The organism is Bacillus sp. AFS015802 (genome assembly GCF_002561455.1).
In the GTDB taxonomy this organism is placed as follows: Bacteria; Bacillota; Bacilli; order Bacillales; family Bacillaceae_B; genus Rossellomorea.
Window position 1 is genome coordinate 175,558 of record NZ_NTUP01000013.1, and the last position, 18,155, is coordinate 193,712.

The window sequence follows — 18,155 nt, forward strand, 5'->3', positions numbered from 1 at the left end:
CCTTTTAGCGTGACATATATCAATAACCAACATTCATTTAGGCCCTTCTTCAACATCTCAGAAGAATCTATTTTTAATGTCAACACGACTACCGGACAAGAGCCCTTTTATACTTTAATTAAGGATAATAGGCTGTATTATCAATCAAAAACATTGGAGATACGTATGATATTTTATGAAAAGACCAAAAAGGAGAGATTTCAAATGAGTTATCAAAAATCTTATTATGATAAAGATTACGACAAACAGTCTTTCAAAGATTGCTACAAATCCAATAAACATTATGAAAACTGTGTCGAGGAAGTTTTGGAAGCCATTTTAGAGGCGCAAAACAAAGTGAAGGAAAATCATGATTGTTGTAAATCTTCCTGTAAGGATTCCATTGATGAATTGCTGCACGAAAAAAAACCACCCAAAAAAAATACAATCCCATTTATACTCTATTGTGGATGTGAACCGTTCAAAGGCACAGGGGTGACGACCTATTCTTGTCATTCTAAGAAAAAGAAATTCAAGTGTGTGGAATCTTTTATCTTTAAAATCAAAGACCTTGACAAGGGCTGTGCCGTTCTTGAACTGCTGACTTTCAAAACTGATCACAAATATCATGAATCCGATGGAAAACATGAAGGGAAGGATTTACACTCTGTTTGTTCTCAAATCGATCATAAGTGTGTTAGCGATCTAGTTGAAACAGGTATATGTATAAATGTAGACCTTTCTTGTTTTTGTGCGATTTCATGTTTACCCCCAGTCCATTTCAAAAAATGCTAGTGTGATATATCTAAATTGGAACTGAATCATAATGGAAACAGGTGAACATTAGACATGTTCACCTCCATATCAAGACTATCCCCCAAAAGCTTCAAGAAGATCTTCTATTTCTTCCATATTCCACTCATCAGCTTCCTCTTGATGGCGGCCAGGAGTATAGTCTTTACTTTTTTCTTTTTGCATAAAAGATTCGTCTCGTATCATTTTTTTGATATTTGTCAGTTCTTTGAGTATTTCATTTGTTTGATCATTTTTCAAATGCTTTGAGTGAAAATAATGGTTTAGAGCCGAAAATAGTAAATGGCTTAATGTATTATTGGCGGTATGATACTCAATTTGACTTTGTATATAATCTGACACTGTAAGAGTATCCCCGGTCTTCACTTCAATAAAGTTGTCTGGAATCGTGATGCTCGTTTTATTCGTGTAGTCGGTGTATATTTCTGACATATACATCCCTCACTAACTTTTTGTGTATACAAGTTCTTCTGTATTTTTTTTCCTTAATTGATTCATCTTGGCTAACACATTCAAACCAAGTACATTTAATTTTTCCATATCTTCCGGAAAGTATAGTTCGATCGGTCGCCCTCTTTCAGCCCATCTCACTGCAGCTTCCTGTATTTGTCTCTGTGCGAGTTTCGCTGCACCCCCTACAGCGATATAGCGGACAGCACCTTTAATTTCACTGGAACTGTTGCGTATTCGGTCAAAATGCTCAAGGTATTTGATCGCCATTAACTTTAATTGCGGGATGATGTATTTGCTTATATCCTTCCTTACTCCTGCAAATGGTTCTACATACCACTCTGAAGGTCCGGCTGCAAGTTTCTCTTCAAGCTCGGCACGGGAATCAAATTTATACAATTCATTTTTACTTACTTTCTGGATGATATTATCCAGGAATGAATTTATACCGAATGGCTCACCTTCTACTGAAGCAACCGGTTTATTATTTTTTATTCCGACGAAATCTACCGAGTCCCCCCCTAAATCACCTATGATGATTCCCTTGGCAGAATCCTTCACCAGGGTTTCATCTTTGATACCGAGAGATTCCTGGTCCCGGGTCATCCCCAGGTAAGCACATGCTCCCTCTGCCCCAATGATGACATCTTCAATATGAAGCTTCACGACTATTTCTTTAGGCTCTTGTATTCCAGGCGCCTTATGAAGGATTATGGTGTGAGTGCCGATCAGACGGTTCCTCAGTAATTCTTTTTTTTCTTTATATTGTGTTGTCGGTAAAGATACAGCCAGCTGTTGGACCTTGTATTCGATTTCCGTGTTATCCTGCTCGGTTAGAATAGCGTGATAGGCTGCAATACCAAACAACAATGTATACGTTCTGACTTCATCCACCTTTTGATTATTAAAAGAGGTCAGGCTCACATTTTTTTGTCTTGTTGCAGACTTACCAATATAAAAAATTTCACGTTTATCAATAAAGGCCGGGCTTTTCACTTCTACAATTAAGTTATCCTCAAGTTCTACATCTTCTTCATCATAAGGCTTTTCATAAAATTCTTCATCGAATAAGGCAATGGCATTAGGCATTTGATATTCAGATATTTCCCCTTGCTGAGTGGCTAATACTTTATACCAGCTGTTACCTATATCAACCGCAAGAAAGTTATTTCGTTCCATAAAATCATCCTCCTCTTGTAGAAGTTTATGATTAAGAGGTCACAGTCTGTGCAAGTACTTTTTCATATTTATATATCTTTACTCTTTACAGATTACAATCACCGCTCATCGGACTCATCGTTACGAACCTTCAGCCTGCTTATTACAATATACTTCAAATAAGTACTTATTGATTCTCCAAACAAAAGCATAGCTTATTCACTCTGGTTCTCCATCTATTTGTAGTCTGCAAAAGCTCATAAAGAAGACAAAGCGTTTAGGTAAAAGTCTAATTTCCTGTAATTTTCCGTGATAAACGCCCAAACAATGCTCCACTTCCAGCATAGGATGCAATTATCTTGTGTTAGGAGGAAAGCCCAATGTCTGAAACAAATAAAAACCATGACTGTCATGTAACATCCAAATTAAATGAATGTGAATCTTATCCTCACCATCCACATGTTTCTTTAGGAAAGGTGATTTCAAAAATACCTGTAGTTCTAGCAGAACTAAAGCTTCAGCTGAATTTAGATGCCACGATCCATTTTCCAGAACCTGTACTTGAAATTAAAGATATAAAAAAACAAGTGAAATTGACTCAATGCCGCTTATTACTGCCTTCAAATAAGCTTTTCGTAAAAGGTTTCGTCCGAAAAAATATTCAATATGCCAGCCCATGTAACGATATTGACCAAAGCTCATCATGTTCAATATCTTCTGACTTGCATTCGTATACTGTAGATATCCCATTTGACTGTGTCACTGAAATTAAGAAATACTGTTCACTGCCTGTTATGCCTCAAGTAAATAATCGTCAAGAATTCGATTTTCTCGTTTCCAAATCATTACCTTCAGGCTATCCGGAGAGAGATGAGCTCCTTACAAGTGATCTTTCACAATATCATCAGGAAAGCAGTCAATACTACAATGAGCTTCCTTTCTGCGAGTTAATCTCCAGTAAAATAATTGAATGGGATGAAGCTGTGGATCGACTACCCCTGCCAAATTCTGCTCCACTTGGAGAAGGATATTTTACTACTATGGAAGAAAAAATGGTTCTGGATCTTTGCATAAAGGTTTTACAGCAACAACAAGTATGTATTTCATCCAGGCATCACGAGGATGATTGTGACTGATTCCTGATACCCTTTTTTCACAATACAAATTTCAAAAGTAAGGAGGGATTGGAGAGGATGCTTTCAAAGCAATGCCTTTCAAGGGAAAAATGAAAAACAGCCAACCAAACCTTTCGGGATTTTACCGATTTCATGGAAGAAATGACATTCATCAAGCTGGCAAATTTGAACATGATCACTCCTTCCCAAAGATGAACCAGACTGATAACTTACAAATGGATCATAAAAATACGACAAGAGAAAGTGATTCAAGAAACAAATTGGAAAGTACTGACACCTTCACCTCTCGTGAAGACCTGACCAAACCCAAACCTGTGCTGTTCCCACCCCCAAAGGTTCGGGATCATGCAGTATCCACAAATAAGATAAGAAGTGATCTAAGTGACCATGAACTGAATCCAGTCGTATTTAACGAAGCAGATGATGACGATGTTAATCTGAGGAATGAAGAACAGGAGTTGGAGCAAAGTAAGCGAATATCAAATCTTGCAAATGATTTTTATTCCTTGCTTGAAGACTCCTCTCCAATCCAGGAAAAAGATGAATCCATTGAAGAACCATCTAACCTGAATTTAGAACTTCCTGAATCCACACTTTTGATAAATCCAGGGGAAGAGGGAAATCCCATTCCTTCAAAAACGGAATTATTAAGGGAATTCCATTCGATGTTAGAGGATAAAGATTCATTGATTACTATGGATCATATTTCCCCAGTGGATAACCATCCAGATCAGGATGAAATCGTGTCTCCCATTGAAAACATAGATGTACCCAATAAGCGGAAGCATGATTTTAAGGATGAAGGGAAATATTCAGATGAGAAAGCTGCCTTGATAGATGAAATATCCTCGTTACTAAACTCTTACAATACAGAAGAATATAGCGAGAACCATTTTGAAAGGAATATTGAATTAAAAGATGAAAAAGGAATTGGTCAGTCAGATGAACGTCATTATGCTAAGAAAAAGTCAGTACTTGAAAAAGATGACTTACATGATGCTGGAGAAGAATCTGATTCAAAGCCAAACGCTCACACCGGCAAATTTGACGATTCATCTTGGGAAAAGTCAGAGGTAGAGAGTATAAATTCGAAAGATGACTTTCATTTCTTGAGTGATTTTTATGAAGATGACGAGGATGAATCAGAAAATCCTGGACTCACTTTAGACGAAGACAATACTATTGAACTTCAGGATGACTCTATAATGGCTGAACTACCCCAAGATCAAGACCATGAGGAGAAGTATAAAGAACCAAATTTAATTGATCAAGACTTGGATCACGGCGATTTTAATACAGGAGCTGACTTCACAACTGAACCTGAGAGTGAAGGAGATGGAGACTCAGACACAGATTATTCACCCTCTGCAGATGAATTCACCAACCTATTAATCGAAAATTTCTGTAAAAAAGAACAAAGCAGTGAACCTGAGGTGGGTGAGGACTTATTAACTGAGTCGTATGAATACTTACCTTCACTTGAAGAAGAAATTGTAGAAGCTAACCCTGAAGAGAATAGAAAATGTAAGAAACCCGGATCCCTTCTTTTAGCCAAACTTCCCGTATACCTCTCTACCACTAAGGTGGAGTTCACCTTTACTGATTCAATTGACTTACTATGGCCGGTAGCAGAAATTCTCAAGACGAATTGGTCCCTTTTCTCATTAGAGGCTAAAGTACTTCTTCCCCATTCACATGTATTTATAAAAGCACTGCTTATCGCGGAAATCGAGTATGTATGTGAAAATTTATCGAATACAATTCATTGCATTAAGGTGCCTATACATCTGGAGAAAGTGATGAATATCCCTTGGGAATCCTCCTTACCTGAATTACCTAATGAATATAAAAAAGAATATCTGTTCACTTCTCCGGGTGAAAACTGGATCACTTTCCACCATGAAACTTATAAAAGCACTGCTGAACCCATCAATCATACTAAAAGGAACGTTCATATAATCGCACACAACGAAATAGATTCCAGTCTGGAAAATACTACAATCCAGTTGCAGGGTACCGCAGATGTAACCATTGACTTTTATCAGAAGCAATATGTCCAGATTAAAGGGTCCGATTCAACTGATTAAGGGAAATGGGTCTGTCATGATATTTTTCATCAAAATGATTTCAAACAGGTTTAAGGACTATCGTCATAAAAACCCGAAAAAGGGGCCCTTCATAAGGGTCCCTTTTTCGTAAATTGAAGGATCGTTATTTTTTTACATAAATTCTTTCACTAATTCATCGAATTTGCTTTCATCCAGTTTTAAATCATGAGTGCTTAGGGGCTCTTCGGAATAGCCTGCGACAAGATCCTGATAAGATGGCTGTTCTTTATTTTGATAAATCAAACCTGTCACAAGGCCATCTTTCTCCATGAGTGTATTCATCGCTTGTCCTCGGTTAGAAGGATCATACCCTTCTACATCCGCAAGTTTTGTCAGATTCTCCTTGAACCAGTCGTACGTATTGATCTTATTGTAAGTGACGCAAGGACTGAATACGTTAATCAAGGAAAAACCTTTATGATTCAGCCCGGCTTCAATTAATGCTGTCAGCTCTTTCAAGTCAGACGAGAAGCTTTGGGCAACAAAGGTTGCTCCTGCAGTGAGTGCCATCTCCATTGGTGCAAGGGCCGGCTCGATCGATCCCTGGGGAGTAGACTTCGTTTTGAACCCGGAGGATGAACGTGGGGACGTTTGTCCTTTTGTTAATCCGTAAATCTGATTGTCCATGACGATGTATGTCACATCGACATTCCGACGGATCGCATGGATCGTATGTCCGAGTCCGATGGCAAATCCATCACCATCCCCTCCTGAAGCGATGACCGTCAAATCTTTGTTTGCCATCTTTAATCCTTGGGCAATCGGAAGGGACCGTCCATGGATTCCGTGGAAACCGTAAGAATTGATGTATCCGGATATACGTCCTGAACATCCGATCCCTGAAACGACCGCTAACTGTTCCGGATCCAGACCCACGTTGGCAGATGCCCGTTGAATCGCTGCTTGTACCGAGAAGTCTCCACACCCAGGACACCAGTTTGGTTTAACATTATTTCTGAAGTCTTTGAAGGTAGCCATGGATCAATTCAACTCCTTACATCTTGAATGGATTTCATTCGGCAAGTATGGTGTACCATCATACTTTGTCACTTTAACGATTTTATTCCCATAACCTACATTCATTTTGATAATGTTGGCTAATTGACCGGTAGCATTATTCTCGATCACGACCACTTTCTTCGCAGATTGCATTAACGGTTCCAATTCAGCTGCCGGGAAGGGATGGATCAAACGGACATGGGCATGGTTCACCTTTAATCCATCAGATTCCAAGCGACCCATCGCTTCTTCAATCACTCCTCGTGTTGAGTTGAATCCGACTAATAATAAGTCAGCCTCTTCATGAGGTGCATGGGTGTGAATCGGATTCTGAAATTTGATTTTCTCAAGTTTACGCATACGTTTATCCATCTGTGCTTGTCTATTCACAGGAGACTCAGATGGCTTTCCTGTTTCATCATGCTCAACTCCTGTTACATGATGAATACCATTTATCATCCCTGGGATGACGCGGGGCGATACCCCATCTTCTGTCACTTCGTAACGCTTATAATATTTCTTAGGCTCCAATTCTTCCAGTTCCGATTCATTTGCTGCAAGCTTTCCTCTGCGTATCTCCACTTTACTGTAATCAAGGGGCTCCACGGTTTGTTTCCCTAATGAAAGTTGAAGGTCGGAAAGTATGATGACCGGGCATTGATATTCTTCCGCCAGGTTGAAGGCTTCAACGGTATCATAGAAGGCTTCCTGAACGGTGCTTGGAGCCAGGACAATCTTAGGGATCTCACCATGTGTACCGTAAATCATCGCCATCAGGTCGGACTGTTCCTGTTTTGTCGGCAGACCCGTCGATGGCCCCCCGCGCTGCGTATCCACGACTACAAGGGGCTGTTCAGTCATTCCGGATAGTCCTATCGCTTCCATCATCAGTGACAAGCCTGGTCCGGCTGAAGCAGTGAACGAACGGATCCCTCCGTAGTTGGCTCCGATTGCCATCGTGGCCGCTGCTATCTCATCCTCGGTTTGAATGACGGTCCCACCAACCATTGGCAGTTTCTTAATGAGGTACTCCATGATTTCAGATGCCGGTGTGATCGGGTATGCCGCCATCAACCGAACACCGCCCGAGAGTGCACCAAGGGCAATGGCGTCATTACCGATCATGAACATGCGTTTGTTCCCGTCTGCTTCTTTCAGCTGCAGGGAACCGACTTTGTCTCCGAGTTCTGCCTTCATCGCCCCGAATCCCTGCTTAATGGCTTCCATGTTTTTCTCTACGACCGTATCACCTTTGCGACCGAAAATCTCTTCTACTACTTCCTTGAATACATCCGGATCGAGATTAAGAACGGCACAGGTCGCACCTACTGCCACCATGTTCTTCATGAGGGAAGTTCCCAGTTCCGTCGCTAATTGAGTGAAAGGAACGATATAAAGGGAAGCATCAGTATCCTCAGGCTTTACAGGCTTGAACTTCTCATCGGCTATGATCACACCATCGCTATGTAATTCCTTATAGTTCACATCAATCGTTTCCTGGTCAAAAGCGACCAGAATATCCAAATCGTCCGCAATCGCGCGTACTTGCGTAGTGCTTACACGAATTTTATTGTTTGTATGTCCCCCTTTAATCCGGGAGGAGAAATGGCGGTAACCATATAAGAAATACCCCAGGCGATTAAGGGCCATGGAAAAGATTTCACCTGTACTTTCAATCCCTTCACCCTGCTGGCCGCCGACTTTCCATGAAAGCTGTTCCTTCATTTATTACACCCCTTCAATCTTTTTTTGCAACATCTATCACTGATGCACGTTATCATCATTAGGTTCAATCATCTATTACTGTTGCATTCTTTTCATATCTTTCACTCTATCAGTTTATCACTTTTCTATATAAATCACTACTGTATTGAAGAGATTATGGGTATCTGCAAGCTCATCTTCACACAAATAAACCATTAAAGGTTTTCCCTTTAATGGCTTGGTCCTTTGATCACTGGGGAAATCTTTCGAAGAAGTTTTCAAATAGGAATCTCCTCACTTGCTTCTCAGTATAGTAGCGCAGAAGCGTATTGATTAAGTTGTCATAGTGACTGTACGTGGAAAGTCCCTGAACGGTATCTGTTATACCGTCAAAATCGGAGCCGAACCCGATATGGTTTTCCCCACCCAAACTGCATATATGTTCGATATGCCTGATGACATCGGATATCCCGGCTGTGCCTTTTTTATTTAAAAAAGGGGGCACAAAGGTGATTCCCATCACACTATCTTTCTTGATCATTGCTTGGATTTGATCATTTTTCAGATTTCGTGGATTGGGACAGATCGAATAGGCATTTGAATGGGAAGCAACCGGGTGATCAGCCGCTTCAATCACTTCCCAGAATGCATTTTCACATAGATGGGAAACATCAGTCCACAGTCCTTTACTGTTCAGGAATGAGACGATCTCGCGGCCGAAGTTGGTCAATCCCCCACCTCTTGGTTCAAGGGCACCATCCGCAGCAGCATTCGCCCAGTTCCACGTCAAACCGACGGAACGGACCCCCAGCCTGTACAGGATCTCAAGCTTCGTCAGATCCTCTTCCACTGCTTCTGCTCCTTCAAGTGTGAGCATCGCCCCTATCTCATCTTCTGAAAGGCGTTCTATATCCTTTTTGGAGGTGATGAATTTCAGCTTGGGGTTCGGATCAAGAATCTGTTGATGAAACAAGTTCACCATTTCAAGCGCTGCTTGGAAACGTTGTCCCGGCTTCAAGTACGATGGGATATAAATCGCAAACAGCTGTACCTTACTGCTGCTATGAAGAAGTTGAGGATATGTAATATGCAGACCGTTCTTTGATTGAAATGCTTTCTTACCCGGATCCAGGTACAGCTTCATCAAAACATCACAATGTGCGTCAAATATCATGAATGTCCTTCCTTTCCGTCCGTTATGAGAATATGTATGCTTTGTAATAGTATAAAGGCTGTCCACTAAAGAGTCCCCTTTAATGAACAGCCTATCGTTTATTATCTTGGTTCCACGATTAACTTTATCGCCGTACGTTCTTCTCCATCGATCAAAATATCCGTAAAGGCCGGGATGCATATTAAATCTAAACCACTGGGAGCCACAAATCCCCTTGCAATGGCAACAGCTTTAACAGCTTGATTTAAAGCCCCTGCACCGATTGCTTGAATCTCAGCTCCTCCTCTCTCACGAAGAACACCGGCGAGTGCACCAGCTACAGAATTAGGATTAGATTTTGCTGAAACTTTTAATATTTCCATTCCTTTTCCTCCTTGTCATTTCCCCCATACCGTATGTCCGTGGTAAAGAACAAACTTGGTATAAATGATTCCACTGATACTATATTCAGGAAATGGACAATTCATTCCGGTAACACCGAAAAAGGAAGGAAAACATTTAATATTCTGCCATGAACGGATGGTCCTCGTTGATTAAGATACGCTCAATTTTTTTCGCTTTTCCCGTTTTTTGATCGATATCAATTAAACAGGCACTCAAGATTTTACGGCCTGTTTTCGGTACTTCAAAACGCACAGGCAAGCTTGTCTGAAACCTTCTCAGCACAGAGTCCTTACTCATACCCAGTACCTCGTCATATGGTCCGGTCATCCCGACATCGCACATAAAGGCTGTCCCATTCGGGAGAATGCGGTTGTCTGCCGTTTGTACGTGCGTATGGGTTCCAATCACCGCCGACACACGGCCATCCAGGAACCAACCAACCGCCTGCTTCTCGCTAGTTGCCTCCGCATGAAAATCAACGAAGATAATGGATGTTCTCTTCTTCGCTTCGTCAACAAGCTCATCTAATGCCTTAAACGGATCATCCAGAGGGGGCATAAAGGTTCTTCCTTGTGCGTTGATGACCGCAACCTCTTTCCCGTACACTTCGGCAAACACCAATCCGCTTCCCGGCGTCCCTTCAGGAAAATTGGCTGGTCGTACCATTTGCTTAGAAGAATCGATGAAATTAAAGATATCTTTATTATCCCATGTGTGATTTCCCAAGGTAACCATATTGGCACCATCTTGTAAAAATTGTTTATATATTTTCTCCGTGATCCCTCTACCTGATGCCGCATTCTCGCCATTCACGATCGTAAAATCAGGTGAATGCTTCTTCTTTAGTTTAGGCAGGTATTCTGTGATCATTTCCCGGCCCATAGAACCGACAACATCTCCAACAAATAATATTTTCATGAAAATTCCCTTCTCTATATGTATTCAGTCTTGTCGTTATTGTATCACAAATAACTTCGAGTCTATTCATCCTTTCGTGCGAGTCTTATAAACGATAAAAAAAGCTGACTCGAAAAGGGATATCCCTTTTCGAGTCAACCTCTTATTTCGCGTATTCGACGGCCCTTGTTTCACGGATGACCGTTACTTTAATATGGCCTGGATAGTCCAGTTCATCTTCAATCCGCTTTCGGATATCCCTTGCCAAACGGTGGGATTCCAGATCATCAATGGCTTCAGGTCTTACCATGATACGGACTTCACGGCCCGCCTGGATCGCGAAGGATTTCTCAACGCCTTCATAAGACTCAGAGATTTCCTCAAGCTTCTCCAGTCGACGGATATAGTTCTCAAGCGTCTCACTTCTTGCTCCTGGCCTTGCAGCGGACAATGCATCAGCTGCTGCAACAAGGACCGCAATAATGGACGTTGGTTCTGTATCTCCGTGGTGTGAAGCGATACTGTTGACGACCACAGGGTGCTCTTTGTATTTTGTAGCAAGTTCCACACCAATTTCCACGTGGCTTCCTTCAACTTCATGGTCAATCGCTTTTCCGATGTCATGAAGTAATCCGGCACGTTTGGCAAGTCTTTCGTCCTCCCCAAGCTCTGCTGCGAGTAATCCTGAAAGATACGCCACTTCCATTGAGTGTTTCAGGACGTTTTGACCGTAACTTGTACGGTATTTTAAACGTCCCAGGATCTTGATTAAATCCGGGTGAAGACCATGAACGCCAACTTCAAAGGTTGTCTGTTCACCGATTTCACGGATATATTCATCCACTTCACGTCGGGATTTATCCACCATCTCTTCAATTCGCGCAGGGTGGATACGTCCATCCTGAACTAATTTCTCTAATGCAATTCGAGCCGTTTCTCTACGAATCGGATCAAAACCAGAAAGAATAACCGCTTCAGGAGTATCGTCAATAATCAGATCAATTCCTGTAAGTGTTTCCAGCGTACGAATGTTACGTCCTTCTCGCCCAATAATTCGACCTTTCATCTCATCATTCGGTAGATTCACAACACTAACCGTTGTTTCAGCCACATGTTCTGCAGCACAACGCTGAATAGCCAGTGAAAGGACTTCTTTCGCCTTCTTATCTGCATCTTCTTTCGCACGGGTTTCATGCTCTCTGACCATAATGGCGATATCATGGGAGAGTTCATTTTCAACGCGGTCAAGAATGATTCCTTTCGCTTCATCACGAGTCAAGCTCGAGATACGCTCAAGCTCTGTTTGCTGTGATCGTACCATCTCGTCCACTTTGCTTTCCATCTCTTCAATATGTTGTTGTCTCTCGTTAAGAGTCCCCTCTTTTCTCTCGAGTAAGCCTTCACGCTTATCAAGCGTTTCATCTTTCCGATCGAGGTTTTCCTCTTTTTGCATCAAACGATTTTCTTGTTTTTGCAATTCATTTCTTCGTTCACGAAGGTCATTTTCCATTTCAGTGCGAAGTTTATGATTTTCATCCTTTGCTTCCAAGAGTGCTTCTTTCTTCAGAGCATCTGCCTCGCGCTTCGCATCTTCTAAAATCTGCTCCGCTGAACCTTTAGCACCAGCAATCTTTGCTTCAGCAATGGACTTACGAATTAGGTATCCAACAACTACACCGACGATTAGGCCAAGCAAAATGAAGATGATTGTAATAGGTTGCATTATTTCACCTCCTCTTGCTATGAACTGTCATGTTTTTTTACATGTCGGCTTGTACATTGCTCACTTGAACAAAATATACAGCGCTAGGCTTTCAAATATTCATTCGAAAAATTTGTAAAATATACATGTTAATTTTAAATCTCTGAAAATTTATTGTCAAGGGGTTGAGCCCTCTATCACTAGATTTCTCAAGGGTTTTTTTGCAATCGACAATAATTGACACCGTCACAATGGGAATTACGAATACATTTTCTTCAAAACCATTTTTTAAATTTTTTTATCCTGTCGGAAGTCCAACTGAAAAAGCCGACTGGGTTAAACTGATTGCACCCCATATTTGAAAAAGGGGATTGTTACTATTTTCCACCAATATGTTCATCGTCATACATAATAAAGAGAAGCAAACCAAATCATGGCTGCTTCTCTATCCCACCTAATCTTCTAAAAGACTTAATTCACCTTGATCATCTGTTTCGGCACGGCCAGTATCCAATCCGTAATGTTCACGGATCTTAAGCATGATTTCGTTGCGGACCTCAGGGTTTTCTTTAAGGAAGATCTTCGCATTTTCACGACCTTGACCCAGACGCTCTTCGTTATAAGAGTACCAGGCGCCACTTTTTTGAACAATGTCCAGTTCAGATCCAAGATCGACGATTTCCCCTTCTTTGGAAATCCCTTCTCCGTACATGATATCGACTTCAGCAACACGGAAAGGTGGAGCCACCTTATTTTTCACGACTTTTATCTTCGTTTTGTTCCCTACCATTTCATTTCCCTGCTTGAGGGTTTCAGCACGACGGACTTCTAAACGGACAGAAGAATAGAACTTCAGTGCGCGTCCACCTGGAGTCGTTTCGGGATTACCGAACATGACCCCGACCTTTTCACGGATTTGGTTAATGAAGATCGCAATGGTCTTCGATTTGTTGATGGCACCGGAAAGTTTACGGAGAGCCTGTGACATTAGACGGGCTTGAAGACCTACGTGAGCATCTCCCATCTCCCCTTCGATTTCTGCTTTCGGTACAAGGGCCGCAACAGAGTCGACAACGATCGCATCCACTGCACCGCTACGCACAAGTGCTTCAGCGATTTCCAATGCCTGCTCACCTGTATCCGGCTGGGAAAGTAATAATTCATCTATGTTTACTCCAAGCTTTTGAGCATATTCAGGGTCAAGTGCATGCTCTGCATCGATGAAGGCTGCCTGCCCGCCTTGAGCCTGTACCTCTGCAATCGCATGAAGTGCCACTGTTGTTTTACCGGATGATTCGGGACCATATACTTCAATGATCCTGCCACGAGGATATCCGCCTATTCCAAGAGCAGCGTCAAGTGCAAGTGAACCACTTGGACATGTCACTACGTTTCTATCTGTTTTCTCCCCAAGCTTCATGATTGAGCCTTTACCAAACTGCTTTTCTATTTGTTTTAACGCCATATCTAAGGCTGCTTTACGATCGCTCACAAATCTTCCTCCTTTGAATATAGAACTTGAAATCGACAACTTATTAGCTTGTCTCAAATCCAACCTATCTATACTATAAACGTTTTTATGATAGAAAACAAGAAAAAAATCGAACATTCATTCGGTTTTTTTCTAAGGATGTGCCGAAGTGAATATTCTCGTTAACAGGAGCAAAATGGAAGCTGCCGGAGCATTCATGAAATCAGGGGGGAAGACTGTATGCATCAGGAAATAGTAAAAGCTGCCTTCTCCAGAAAGAAGACAGCTCATTCATAGTCTAGCTCAATTCCTTGATCAAATAATGCCAACCGTACTTCGCCGTTCTCATGCGGTTCCCATTCCGGCCGCCGCCAAGACTCAACCGGAACGCCTTGGTCGTTCCATCCTTCATAGACAAGCCGATCCAGACTGTACCGGCAGGCTGACCGTCAAGTGAATCGGGTCCGGCCACACCTGTAAAGCTGATCCCGATGTCGGTAGAAAAGAGCTCCCTTACGTTTTCCGCCAGTTCCCGGGCGCACTGCTCACTGACTGCCGTTTGCTGTGTCAACGTGCTTTCTTTAACGGATAAAATCTTCTTCTTGACCTCATCCTGATAACAGACCACCCCACCACTCAAAATCGCTGATGCCCCGGGTATCGATGTCAATTGAGCCTGAAACAGGCCTCCTGTTAGACTTTCTGCACAAGACAGGGTCAACCCTTTCTCTTTAACCAGATTGAACCCCACTTCAACCAGTGAATCCTGATTGTAGCCGTAGAAGTATTCCCCGACCGTACTAAGTATTTCCTCTTCCACCGAATCCAGCAGCGACATGGCAACCTCCCTGGACTCGTGCTTAGCCGTAAGTCTCAAGGTCACTTCCCCGTCTCCTGCCAGAGGGGCGATGGTTGGATTGGTTTGTTTATCGATCAACTCTTCTAATTCCGTTTCAAGCTGTGCTTCCCCGATTCCGAAGAAGCGAAGGACCCGTGAATAGATGACTTCCTTCTTCTTCATTAAATTTAAGACCGCCTGTTTTCCGTGCTTCTCGAACATCGGCCTCATTTCAGATGGCGGACCTGGAAGCAGCATGTAGGCTTTGCCATCCTTTTTCAATAACATCCCCGGAGCCATACCGTGTTCGTTCTTCAATACCTGTGCGCCCGTTAGAATGAGGGCCTGCTTTTCATTATTCGGTGTCATTTCACGATTGACTTGTTGAAAATAGCTCTTTATCGATACCAATGCATCCTGGTCCATACTGAGTGTCGTCCCTAATGCATTCGCAATCGTTTCTTTAGTCAAATCATCCTTCGTGGGTCCAAGCCCTCCTGTAAAGATCAATAAGTCCGCCCGTTTCTTTGCCACGTCAATGGCATCCAGTAAACGAGCAGGGTTATCCCCCACGCTTGTGTGATAATACACATCGACACCCATGTCGGCTAATTGCCCGGATATGAATTGAGCATTGGAATTGACGATTTGCCCAAGCAGCAACTCGGAACCAACCGCAATGATTTCTGCATTCATCATGATTCCCCCCTAAATGTAGTGAAAAGAAGGGGATGATTCATATTGAATCAATCCCCTGGTGCCCACTGTTATTTCGAATTTATAAATGCTTTTTTATTATGTTTAAAGTAGTCCCAACCTGACCAAATCGTAAAGAACATAGCCACCCAAAGAGCGATCGTCGCAAATGGAAGGTTGATCAATTCGAAAATGGCATTGTGGAGAAGCAGCGCTGAAATCGCAATGATTTGTGCCCATGTCTTGATCTTACCAAGTTGCCCTGCTGCAACCACTTCCCCTTCGCCTGCCAAAACAAGACGAAGTCCCGTTACGGCAAACTCACGACTGATGATGATGATCACGATCCATGAAGGCGCAAGGCCCAGCTCAACCAATACGATTAATGCAGCTGAAACAAGCAGTTTATCTGCTAACGGATCGAGGAATTTCCCTAGATTCGTCACAAGATCCAACTTCCTTGCATAGTACCCGTCGATCCAATCCGTCGTTGCCGCTATGATGAAAATCAAGGCTCCTACAAAATGTTTGACCGGCATTTCAGCCCCAAGAAACATCATCTCCCCCCAGTTTAAGGGTGCAAGCATGATGATTAAAAATAATGGAATTAGAAATATCCTTGATACAGTAATTTTATTAGGTAAGTTCACCTTTCTACCTCCAATGCTTAAAAAACACGTATTACCAATAGTATGTAAGAAAAAGGAGTTATTAAAACTCCCCTTCAGTCAATTATTGTGCCGTTTGCCCTTCGTAATTGATGATGATATCCTGCCTGACGACTTCAGTTGCAGAGATCTTATACTCAAGCGATTTCCCGTTCACGGTTATATCAGTATTCGATGCATCTCCTATAACAAGATAAGCCTGTTTATCTGAAGATAAGTCAAAGTCCTTTTTATTTCCCTGCTTTAGTAATCCTTCAAACAACACTTCATCCTTGCTGTTAAACACTTTTACCCAGGTGTCTCCCTTTGCAGACAATTGAAGCTTAAACTCTTCTGCATCTTTTAGTTGATACGTCGTTTTATAGCCTGATGAATCCACTGCTTCTAAAGACTGTTCAGGCTTATCTTCTTTCTTTTGATCTTCTTCCGCTTGTTGTTCATCTGAAGGTTTGGCTTCATCAGACTGTTTCTTGTCGTCTGCTGCTTCTTCCTCAGGCTGATCGCCTTCTGCACTCTTATTCTCATCCACATCCACCTGAGTCCGATTTTCCGATGGATTGCCCTCAGATGCCTTGTCCCCTACTCTTCCCTGCCAAAACACCCATAAAGCAATCAGTGCGCCTATGACAAATAAAGCGATTAGCAGCTTCGGGAGAAAGTCAAATACCTTCGTTGAACTTTCCGAAACACTCTTCCGGGACTGAACCCTTGAAAGGGAAACCGGGATTTCATCTTCATAGGTCGTAGGGATCTCTTCCTTATATTCATCAAAAATCACTTCTGGAGGAAGTCCAACCGCTTCACAATATTGCTTGATGAATGCTCGGACATAGAATTTACCCGGCATTGCATCATAATTTCCTTCTTCAATCCCAACCAAATAGCGTTTTTGAATTTTCGTTATCCTTTGTAGATCATCGAGGCTGTATTCTTTCGCCTCACGGGCTTCCTTTAAACGATTTCCTAATTCCGTCACCACTTAACACCTTCCAATATTAAAAATCAAAACCTCCAAAATCGGAATTTTGAAATAGATTATTTTGTTCAACTAATTCGTATGTAATTTCTTCATCAGGATCGTTTCTAAGTTCAATGATATAGTCAAAATCCTCGAGGGAATATTCAGAGTTTTGAACGAAAACATCAGGATGTTCGATGACTTTCACTGCAGGTAATCTCATGATTTCCCTTACAAGCTGCCAATGCTTCTCACTTGCACGGCGAGTCGATACGATTCCATCGATGATGAATAGATTTTCTGAAGAGTACTCGTCTTCGATCAACTTGCTCCTGATTGTCTGTTTTAATAAGGTGGAGGATACGAACAGCCATTTCTTATTGGCACATACACTTGATGCCACGATGGATTCTGTTTTCCCAACACGGGGCATTCCCCTGATCCCAACAAGCTTATGTCCTTCCTGCTTAAATAATTCAGCCAGAAAATCAACTAATAATCCCAGCTCATCCCGAACGAACCGGAATGTTTTCTTGTCGTCGGCATCCCGCTGGATATAGCGGCCGTGACGAACGGCAAGGCGATCCCTTAATTTCGGTTCTCTGAGCTTTGTCACATTGATCGTATCCATGGTTTGCAAAATGGATTCAAGCCTTGCGATCTGTTCTTCATTATTGGCGAGAAGGAGCATCCCCCTTCTTCCCTCATCCACACCATTTATCGTCACTATATTAATAGATAGCATACCTAATAACGAGGAAATATCACCTAAGAGGCCTGGACGATTCTTCTGGATTTCATATTCTAAATACCATTCTTTGCGTTCCATCGCTTACCTCCTGATAAAACTGTGACATCCCGTTTCGATAAAATTTGACATAATTCGAAAAGTTATTTAAACATCTAGGTATTATAATAAATGATTTTCAGGTAATAGAAAAGCAAAACCTACATAAATATGTACAATTTCTCGTTTTATACCTGTCGAGGTGTTTATTAGAAGCGATTAAATTTATTCTG

16 protein-coding genes are annotated in these 18,155 nt (G+C 42.0%); 3 read left to right on the forward strand and 13 right to left on the reverse strand.

The window, feature by feature from the left end:
• Positions 1 to 204: 204 nt before the first annotated feature.
• Positions 205 to 774, forward strand: coding sequence for a CotY/CotZ family spore coat protein (locus CN378_RS09805; RefSeq protein WP_179884864.1), 570 nt, complete (start codon positions 205 to 207; stop codon positions 772 to 774).
• A 75-nt stretch (positions 775 to 849) separates the two neighbouring features.
• Here the strand turns inward: CN378_RS09805 and CN378_RS09810 are convergent, their stop codons facing one another.
• Both CN378_RS09810 and CN378_RS09815 read right to left on the reverse strand, forming a co-directional pair.
• A complete protein-coding gene (locus CN378_RS09810) occupies positions 850 to 1,224 on the reverse strand; it encodes a hypothetical protein (protein ID WP_098351705.1) in 375 nt (124 codons plus the stop codon).
• Between the two features lie 12 nt (positions 1,225 to 1,236).
• Complete coding sequence (locus CN378_RS09815; protein WP_098351706.1) at positions 1,237 to 2,421, reverse strand: ParM/StbA family protein; 1,185 nt, start codon at positions 2,419 to 2,421, stop codon at positions 1,237 to 1,239.
• A 359-nt stretch (positions 2,422 to 2,780) separates the two neighbouring features.
• On the opposite strand from CN378_RS09815, the gene CN378_RS09820 reads away from it, so the two are divergent.
• Both CN378_RS09820 and CN378_RS09825 read left to right on the forward strand, forming a co-directional pair.
• Positions 2,781 to 3,536, forward strand: coding sequence for a CsxC family protein (locus CN378_RS09820; RefSeq protein ID WP_098351707.1), 756 nt, complete (start codon positions 2,781 to 2,783; stop codon positions 3,534 to 3,536).
• A 71-nt stretch (positions 3,537 to 3,607) separates the two neighbouring features.
• Entirely contained in the window at positions 3,608 to 5,623 is a 2,016-nt protein-coding gene (locus tag CN378_RS09825) for a hypothetical protein (protein WP_098351708.1), read from the forward strand.
• Positions 5,624 to 5,755: 132 nt separating this feature from the next.
• Here the strand turns inward: CN378_RS09825 and CN378_RS09830 are convergent, their stop codons facing one another.
• The 11 genes from CN378_RS09830 to CN378_RS09880 form a co-directional block, all read right to left on the reverse strand.
• Positions 5,756 to 6,622, reverse strand: a complete 867-nt coding sequence (locus CN378_RS09830) for a 2-oxoacid:ferredoxin oxidoreductase subunit beta (protein ID WP_098351709.1) — start codon at positions 6,620 to 6,622, stop codon at positions 5,756 to 5,758.
• Between the two features lie 3 nt (positions 6,623 to 6,625).
• Positions 6,626 to 8,368 carry a 2-oxoacid:acceptor oxidoreductase subunit alpha gene (locus CN378_RS09835; protein WP_098351710.1) on the reverse strand — a complete coding sequence of 581 codons (1,743 nt, stop codon included), beginning with the start codon at positions 8,366 to 8,368 and terminating at the stop codon, positions 6,626 to 6,628.
• Between the two features lie 229 nt (positions 8,369 to 8,597).
• Positions 8,598 to 9,521 carry a dipeptidase gene (locus CN378_RS09840; protein ID WP_098351826.1) on the reverse strand — a complete coding sequence of 308 codons (924 nt, stop codon included), beginning with the start codon at positions 9,519 to 9,521 and terminating at the stop codon, positions 8,598 to 8,600.
• Positions 9,522 to 9,622: 101 nt separating this feature from the next.
• Positions 9,623 to 9,883: a stage V sporulation protein SpoVS gene (spoVS, locus tag CN378_RS09845; RefSeq protein ID WP_034760060.1), complete on the reverse strand. Its 261-nt coding sequence runs from the start codon at positions 9,881 to 9,883 to the stop codon at positions 9,623 to 9,625.
• Positions 9,884 to 10,019: 136 nt separating this feature from the next.
• Positions 10,020 to 10,823 carry a TIGR00282 family metallophosphoesterase gene (locus CN378_RS09850; RefSeq protein WP_098351711.1) on the reverse strand — a complete coding sequence of 268 codons (804 nt, stop codon included), beginning with the start codon at positions 10,821 to 10,823 and terminating at the stop codon, positions 10,020 to 10,022.
• A 142-nt stretch (positions 10,824 to 10,965) separates the two neighbouring features.
• The gene (gene rny / locus CN378_RS09855) at positions 10,966 to 12,525 is read right to left on the reverse strand and encodes a ribonuclease Y (protein ID WP_098351712.1); all 1,560 of its coding nucleotides are present in this window, start codon (positions 12,523 to 12,525) and stop codon (positions 10,966 to 10,968) included.
• A gap of 433 nt (positions 12,526 to 12,958) precedes the next feature.
• Positions 12,959 to 13,996 (reverse strand): recombinase RecA, encoded by a 1,038-nt coding sequence (gene recA / locus CN378_RS09860; protein WP_098351713.1) that lies wholly within the window; start codon positions 13,994 to 13,996, stop codon positions 12,959 to 12,961.
• 277 nt (positions 13,997 to 14,273) lie between these two features.
• Positions 14,274 to 15,509 carry a competence/damage-inducible protein A gene (locus tag CN378_RS09865; protein ID WP_098351714.1) on the reverse strand — a complete coding sequence of 412 codons (1,236 nt, stop codon included), beginning with the start codon at positions 15,507 to 15,509 and terminating at the stop codon, positions 14,274 to 14,276.
• Positions 15,510 to 15,580: 71 nt separating this feature from the next.
• Entirely contained in the window at positions 15,581 to 16,159 is a 579-nt protein-coding gene (gene pgsA, locus CN378_RS09870; protein ID WP_098351715.1) for a CDP-diacylglycerol--glycerol-3-phosphate 3-phosphatidyltransferase, read from the reverse strand.
• A gap of 82 nt (positions 16,160 to 16,241) precedes the next feature.
• Positions 16,242 to 17,153, reverse strand: a complete 912-nt coding sequence (locus CN378_RS09875; protein ID WP_098351827.1) for a helix-turn-helix domain-containing protein — start codon at positions 17,151 to 17,153, stop codon at positions 16,242 to 16,244.
• A gap of 19 nt (positions 17,154 to 17,172) precedes the next feature.
• Entirely contained in the window at positions 17,173 to 17,964 is a 792-nt protein-coding gene (locus CN378_RS09880) for a DUF3388 domain-containing protein (RefSeq protein WP_098351716.1), read from the reverse strand.
• Between the last annotated feature and the right edge of the window lie 191 nt (positions 17,965 to 18,155).